5 protein-coding genes and 1 pseudogene are annotated in these 6,696 nt (G+C 65.4%); 4 read left to right on the forward strand and 2 right to left on the reverse strand.

What is annotated here, in order from left to right; all coding sequences use genetic code 11:
- The first annotated feature begins 25 nt into the window (after window positions 1–25).
- From ACS5Q0_RS19200 to ACS5Q0_RS19210, 3 genes are all read left to right on the forward strand, one after another.
- Window positions 26–1,930: a sugar ABC transporter ATP-binding protein gene (locus tag ACS5Q0_RS19200; protein ID WP_473128249.1), complete on the forward strand. Its 1,905-nt coding sequence runs from the start codon at window positions 26–28 to the stop codon at window positions 1,928–1,930.
- 20 nt (window positions 1,931–1,950) lie between these two features.
- On the forward strand, window positions 1,951–2,955 hold the full coding sequence (locus ACS5Q0_RS19205) for an ABC transporter permease (protein ID WP_473128250.1): 1,005 nt from the start codon (window positions 1,951–1,953) through the stop codon (window positions 2,953–2,955).
- A 66-nt stretch (window positions 2,956–3,021) separates the two neighbouring features.
- Entirely contained in the window at window positions 3,022–4,965 is a 1,944-nt protein-coding gene (locus tag ACS5Q0_RS19210) for a D-apionate lactonase family protein (RefSeq protein ID WP_473128251.1), read from the forward strand.
- Window positions 4,966–5,175: 210 nt separating this feature from the next.
- Here the strand turns inward: ACS5Q0_RS19210 and ACS5Q0_RS19215 are convergent, their stop codons facing one another.
- Entirely contained in the window at window positions 5,176–5,952 is a 777-nt protein-coding gene (locus ACS5Q0_RS19215) for an SDR family NAD(P)-dependent oxidoreductase (RefSeq protein WP_473128252.1), read from the reverse strand.
- Window positions 5,953–6,189: 237 nt separating this feature from the next.
- Window positions 6,190–6,411 (reverse strand): alpha/beta hydrolase fold domain-containing protein, encoded by a 222-nt coding sequence (locus tag ACS5Q0_RS19220; protein ID WP_473128257.1) that lies wholly within the window; start codon window positions 6,409–6,411, stop codon window positions 6,190–6,192.
- A 201-nt stretch (window positions 6,412–6,612) separates the two neighbouring features.
- Here ACS5Q0_RS19220 and ACS5Q0_RS19225 point away from each other — a divergent pair.
- Window positions 6,613–6,696 (forward strand): annotated as a pseudogene (locus ACS5Q0_RS19225) (IS5/IS1182 family transposase); the annotation flags it as partial.

Raw genomic sequence — 6,696 nt, forward strand, 5'->3', positions numbered from 1 at the left:
CGCCCCGCAACGGAAATCCGCAACGATGCATGCGCCAGGCCGGGTCCGGCCCTCAGAGATTCTCAAAGCGACGGGCGTCGACAAGACGTTTGATCGCACCTGGGCCCTCCAGGGCGCGACCCTCGAACTGCGCGCGGGCGAAGTTCACGGGCTTCTCGGAGCCAATGGCGCCGGCAAATCGACCCTGTCGAAGGTCATCTCTGGGCACGTCATCCCGGATCGGGGCGAGATCGTCTTCAAGGGGCAAGCGCTCCGCGTCGCCTCCACGCGCGATGCACTCGAGGCCGGAATCGCCATCGTCATGCAAGAGACCAGCCTCGCGCCCGATCTCTCGGTGCTGGAAAACATCTTCCTGCCCGAACTCGGCAGGCCCGGCTGGCTTTCGCGCGGCCGGCTGCGCCAGCGCGCCCGCGAGCTGCTCGCCCGGCTCGGCCACGAGCATATGCTGCCCCTCGACCAGGAGGTGCGCGATCTCTCCGCGGCCCAGCGCCAGCTCGTCGAGATCGCCAAGGCGCTCGCGCTCGACACCGACCTCATCATCTTTGACGAGCCGACCGCGTCGTTGAGCCCGTCCGAGGTCGAGCGGCTTTTCGAGATCATGGACCGGTTGCGCCAAGACCGGCATGCCCTGGTATTCGTATCCCATCGTCTCGAAGAGGTCTTCGCGATCACCGACCGCGTCACCATCATGCGTGAGGGACGCACCGTCGCGGCTTCGCTGGAGACGGCCTCGCTCAGTCAGGCTGACCTGGTGCGCCACATGGTCGGGCAGGAGCTGGGTTCGATCTACGCCCGCACCGCAGAACCGCGCGAGCCAGACCGGAACAACTTCGGCGAATTCCTGCTGGCGGTCGAAGGGCTCGGCGCGCCGCCCCACGTGGTCGACGTGTCCTTCGGCGTGCGCCGTGGCGAGATCCTTGGCCTCGGCGGACTCGTCGGGGCCGGCCGGTCCGAGGCCGCGGAGGCGATCTTCGGCCTGCGCCCGCGAGCCCGCGGCACCATCACGCTCTCAGGGCAGCGCATTACGCCGCGAAGCCCCGCTGAGGCCATTGCCCACGGGATCGGCTTCATCCCCGAAGACCGACGCACGCAGAACATCGTGCCCGACCTCTCGGTCAAGGAGAACCTCCTCCTCGCGCATTTGGGCGCTCATCGCGGGTTCGGCCGCGGCTACCGCAAGAGAGAGGCCGCGGCAACGCGCCTGATGGAGCGGCTGGGGCTGCCGGCCGACCGCCTCCTCGATGCGAACATGCTGACCTTCTCCGGAGGCATGCAGCAGAAGGTCATCATCGCGCGCTGGCTGCTGCTCGAACCTGCCGTTCTCATCCTGGACGAGCCGACCAAAGGCGTCGACATCGGCACCCGTGCGTCGATTTACGCGATCCTGCGGGAGGTCGCCTCGCAGGGCGTGGCCATTGTGCTGATCTCCTCGGACTTCGAGGAGCTCCTCGGGCTGGCGGACAGGATCGTCGTGCTCAGCGACGGGCGCACGATTGCGGATCTGCCGAGCGCGCGCCTCGACGAGGTGAAGCTTACGCTGCTCGCCGCCCCGCGGACCTCCATGGCACGCAACACCGCCCTGCTCGAGGCCGTCTCGGCGGATTACTTTGGTGCGGCCTTCTGGGCACTCATCGACGGCGATGGGCTGATTTGCCTCAACCTCGTGGAGGCCGCGGGCAGTTTCAGTCCCGGCCTGCGGACCGGAGAGGCCATGCAGATCGGGGAGACCCGCATTCCCCGCGCCCTCACGGAGCGACAGGACGGCTTCGTCGCGGAGGCGGACGTGCCTCTCTCGACCCTTCTGGTCCCAATGCGCAGCCCGCGCGGCCATGATTTCGGCTGGATCGGACTGACCGTCGACAGCCGGATGCCCATCCCCTCCGCCCAGATTATCCGGAGCCGCGTCGAGAGCCTGATGAGCACCGATTGAACAGGAGTAACGGAGTGACGATGAACGACCTTGCAAGCACCGGCGCCCGTGAACCGCTTGACGTTGCTGCGCCCCGCCGCAGCAACTGGACGAGGCGGATCTTCGGCCGCCTCGAGGTGCGGATGGTCCTCCTTGCTTTGCTCATCGCGGTCGTGCTGTCGCTGCTCTCTCCGTATTTCCTCACGCGCACGAATATCTTCAACATCCTCGACCAGTCCGTGGTGGTCGGCATCGTCGCTGTCGGCATGACCTTTGTCATCCTGACCGGCGGGATCGACCTCTCGGTCGGATCGGTCGCGGGCCTGTGCGGGATCGTTCTAGGCCTTTCCCTGCAGCACCTGCCGATCCCGCTCGCCATCCCGTGCGCTATCGCGGCGGGCGGCTTCATTGGCCTCGTCTCTGGGTACCTGATCGCCTATTTCGGCCTCGCGGCTTTCGTGGTGACACTCGGCATGATGGCGATCGCCCGGAGCCTCGCGTACATTTTCTCCGGGCAGACGGCGATCTCGAACATCCCGTCGGACCTGTCGAACATCGTCTACACCTCGATACTCGGGATCCCGGCGAACGTCGCGTTCCTCCTCGTCCTATACGCCCTCGCCTTCGCGTACCTCACCTATACCAAGGGAGGGCGCACCATCTACGCGATCGGCTCCAACACGGAGGCTGCGCGCGCCGCGGGCCTCTCCGTCCTGTTCTACAGCACGCTGCCCTATGTGATCTCAGGCGCCCTTTCGGCGGTCGCAGTGACCTTTTCGATAGCGCAGCTCCTTTCGGCCGATCCGCTGATGGGCAACATGCTCGAGCTCGACGCGATCGCGGCCGTGGTAATCGGAGGAGCGAGCCTCTACGGCGGGCGAGGCTCGATCGGGGGCACGCTCATCGGCGTCCTGATCATGGTGATGATCCGCAATGGGCTGAACCTCATGGGCGTTTCACCCTTCTGGCAGGGCTCGGCCATCGGAGCGATCATCATCCTGGCGCTGCTGGTCGAGAGGCTGGTCAGCGTCCGGGCAAAACGCTGAAGCCGGCTAACCGGGAAGTTAGGCGAAAAGACCAAGCGGCCCGAGCGTTCTAAAAGGAGATTCGATATGTCCAGCAATGCAACACTCGCCGTGCGGCTCTACGGCACCGAGGAGCAGGTAGAGCCGCCACGCGTCCTCCGCGCAGGCCCGCTCACCGCGGAGCTCGAAGCTGGGAACCTGCGCTACATCCGCTTTCGCGGCCACGAGCTCCTGCGCGCTGTGTCTTTCATCGTGCGCGACCGCAACTGGGGCACCTACAACCCGCGCATCTGGAACCTGTCCATCGAAGAGACAGAGGCTGGCTTTCGGGTCACCTACGACGCGGCCACGGCCGACGAGCGCCAGGAGTTCCGGTACGCGGCGGAGATCTCCGGTACGAGTGATGGCCGGCTCACCTTCCGAGCACGGGGGCGCGCGGCCTCGGACTTCGAGACGAACCGCACCGGATTCGTAGTGCTCCATCCCGAAAGCACGGCAGGGCGGTGGGCCCGGATCGAACATGTCGATGGTCGAGTCGTGGAAGGCGCGTTCCCGGACCTGATCGATCCCGTCCAGCCCATGGTGGATCTGCGCGCGCTGACCCACGAAGCCGCTCCGGACCTCTCGGTCACCTGTCGGATGGAGGGCGATACCTTCGAGATGGAGGACCAGCGCAATTGGACGGACGCCTCGTTCAAGACCTATGTGCGCCCGCTCGCCCTGCCTTGGCCGTATCGGCTCGCGGCCGGCACCGAGCTCGAACAATCCGTCACGGTGACGGTCGAGGATCGCGGGAGTGCGATCGCTCCCGCGGGCGGCATGGTCACGGTCCGCTTGGGCGACGATGTGGGACCGGTCCCGCGGCTCGGCCTCGGGCTCGATCCGGCTGACGCCGAGGATGCCCGCGCCGCACGCGACCGTTTGGCCGAGATCGGTCTTTCCTATCTCGTCTGTCGCCACGATCCCCGTCAGGGCCACGGTCCGGACACCCTGCGCGCGGCGATTGAGATCGCGCGCGATCTCGGCGCGCAGCCCTGGCTCGAGGCCGTCGTCCTCTCGGTTGAGCAGAGCGCGGCGGAAGCCGAGGTCGCGGAGCTCGGCCGGATGGCAGCCTCGCTCGGCTCGCCGTTCCGAGTGGTCCTGATTTCGTCCGCACCCGACCTGAAATGCACACTGCCGGGCAGCGTCTGGCCGCCGTCTCCGCCGCTCGACGCGCTCTACAGGGCCGCCCGTGAGGCGTTCCCCGGCGCGGAGATTGGCGGCGGAATGTTTAGCTACTTCACAGAGCTCAACCGCAAGCGCCCGCCGACGGAGCTTCTCGACTACGTGGTCTTCACGACATGCGCCGTGGTCCATGCCGGCGATGACCGCTCCGTCATGGAGGGGCTCGGCTCGCTCCCGTTCATCGCCAAGAGCGCCCGTGCTATCGCGGGAGAGACGCCCATCGTCGTCGGGCCAAGCGCCATCGGCATGCGCGACAATCCTTACGGCGAAGCCCCGACGGCCAACCCGCGCAACATCCGGCAGGCCATGAACTTCAACGATCCACGCCAGCGAGGCCTCCTGGGGGCAGCATGGAACCTAGGCTACTTCTCGCATTTCGCGCGCGGTGGTGCGGCCGCGATCACGCTCGGCGGCTTGGTGGGAGCGTTCGGCGCCGTTCATGCACGCCGCTCCTGGCCGCAGCCCTTCTTCGATGTCCAGCCGGGACTCTATCCAGTCTTTCACATCCTGCGCGGCCTTGCCCGGCTGGGTGGACGCGCGATGGTCGCAACGGAAATCTCTGCACCCAGCCTAGTGCAAGGCTTTGCCGCCCAGTCGGACTTGGGATGGGAGCTGTGGCTTGCGAATCTTACGGCCGAGCGCCAGCTCGTCATGATCGAGGGAATTGGAAGCGTCCAAGGAGCGAGCCTCGCGGCTGAGGATTTCGAGGCAGCTGCCGCCGATCCAGGTTTTCTCGACCGGATTGAGCGGATGGACTCGGTCGAGCTGGAACCCTTTGCCATCGCGAGATTGGCCCTGCAACGATGAGGGCGGTGGACAAGCCGATGACCGGAAGGGCTGCAGGGTTCGAAGCTGCCCTTGACCGCAGCGGCTCGCCAGCTCTTCCGCGGGACGCCGGTCGGGCTAAAGCATCGGACCCAAAAGTGGATTTGCACTTTTGGGGCAGATCCGATGCTTTCTCCTTAAACAAGAGCATCGTCCGGGCGGAAAACCGGATCCACTTTTCCGCACGATGCTCTAGCGCGCCAGCCATCCACCGTCGACAGGCAGCGTATGGCCTGTGATCATGGCGGCGGCATCGCTGGCGAGGAAGAGGACCGAGGCCGCGATCTCCTCAGGCTCGATGAGACGGCCGAGCGGTGTGGCATCCAGGATCGCGCGTTTCAGTGCGGCATCGGCGAGCAGGGATTCGACGAGGGCGGTCCTGACGAAAGCCGGCGCCACCCCGTTCACCCGAATGCCGTGCGGCGCCCATTCCAGAGCCCAAGCCCGCGTGAGGTTCACGAGAGCGCCCTTCACGGCATGGTAAGCTGGATTCGGGTAAAGCCCTCCTCCCGATAAGCCCATGATGGAGGCGACGTTCACGATGGCGCCACGACCCTGCGTGATCATGGGCTTCGCGGCGGCCCGTGCGGAGAAGAACGCTCCTGTGAGGCCGATTCCTAGGACACGCTGCCACTGTTCCGTGGGAAGATCGGCCGTCGCAACTCTCCCTCTGACGCCGGCGTTGTTGACGAGAACGTCGAGGCTTCCGAACCGCGAGCGGGTTGCTTCGACAACACGGTCGACTTCGCGCTCGTCGGCGACGTCGAGCCGTGCCGGGAACGCTTGGCCACCGGCCCGGGAAATCTCGTCCGCCACCTGACCCGCACGGGTGCCGTCGATATCAGTGACGGCAACACTGGCGCCGGCGTGTGCAAAAGCTATGGCCGTGGCGCGTCCGATGCCGGCCCCCGCGCCCGTGACCAGGACCACCCGCGCGTCGAATCGCAGTTGAGCTGCCAATGGATTCAAGCGACCCTCCCCTTTGACTGTCTGCATTCTGGCCAGTTGACCGAACGTTTTCCAAGCTGGAAGAAGGTGGAAATCGCACTTGGAAAAGGAACTAAAGCGCGTTTCAGGTCAGTGTAGAGCTTAGCCTGCGTGCCTGAGCCAGCCTCGGGCATCTTTTGCAATGATCGTGTCGAGGGCTGCGAGACTGCGCGCGGCTATCGCCTTGAGTCGCTCCTTCTTTAGGCTAGGCGTGCTCGATCAGGCTAACTCGGGCCAAGCATGAATAACGTGCGGCCACACTTCGAGCGAGACGGGCATATCCGCGGCTCCTGCGGCCGCCAAGCGTGTGGCACCCGCAAGCAGAGTTTCATCCGACCCGGCCCAGATCAGGATGTGCGGAAGCCCCTTGAGAGCCGCATATCGCGGCGAGACACGAGGATCCTTTCGATCGATGCTGCCTGGCAGGTCGGCGTAGGCCAGTTAGTGTGTTTCGGCGTGCAATGTTGACCCTCTGAGACGGGGGATCGGCGTCCAAATTTGACCCCTGTGGCTGTCACGCGAGCAAACTGCCTGTCCTGGTTCAGGATGGGTGCAGGGGATGAAGGGCGTGGACACGATTGCACGGATCCGGCGCGAGTTCTTGAGCGTCTAACAAAACCGAGGTGAGGGCGTTGGTTTGGCATGGCCAAACCTCTTGCTTCCCATGCTCTGTGGGCGGTGATTGAGCCGCTCCTTCCTCCTGAACCGGCCAAGCCCAAAGGAGGA

Source organism: Microvirga sp. HS2, from assembly GCF_055792805.1.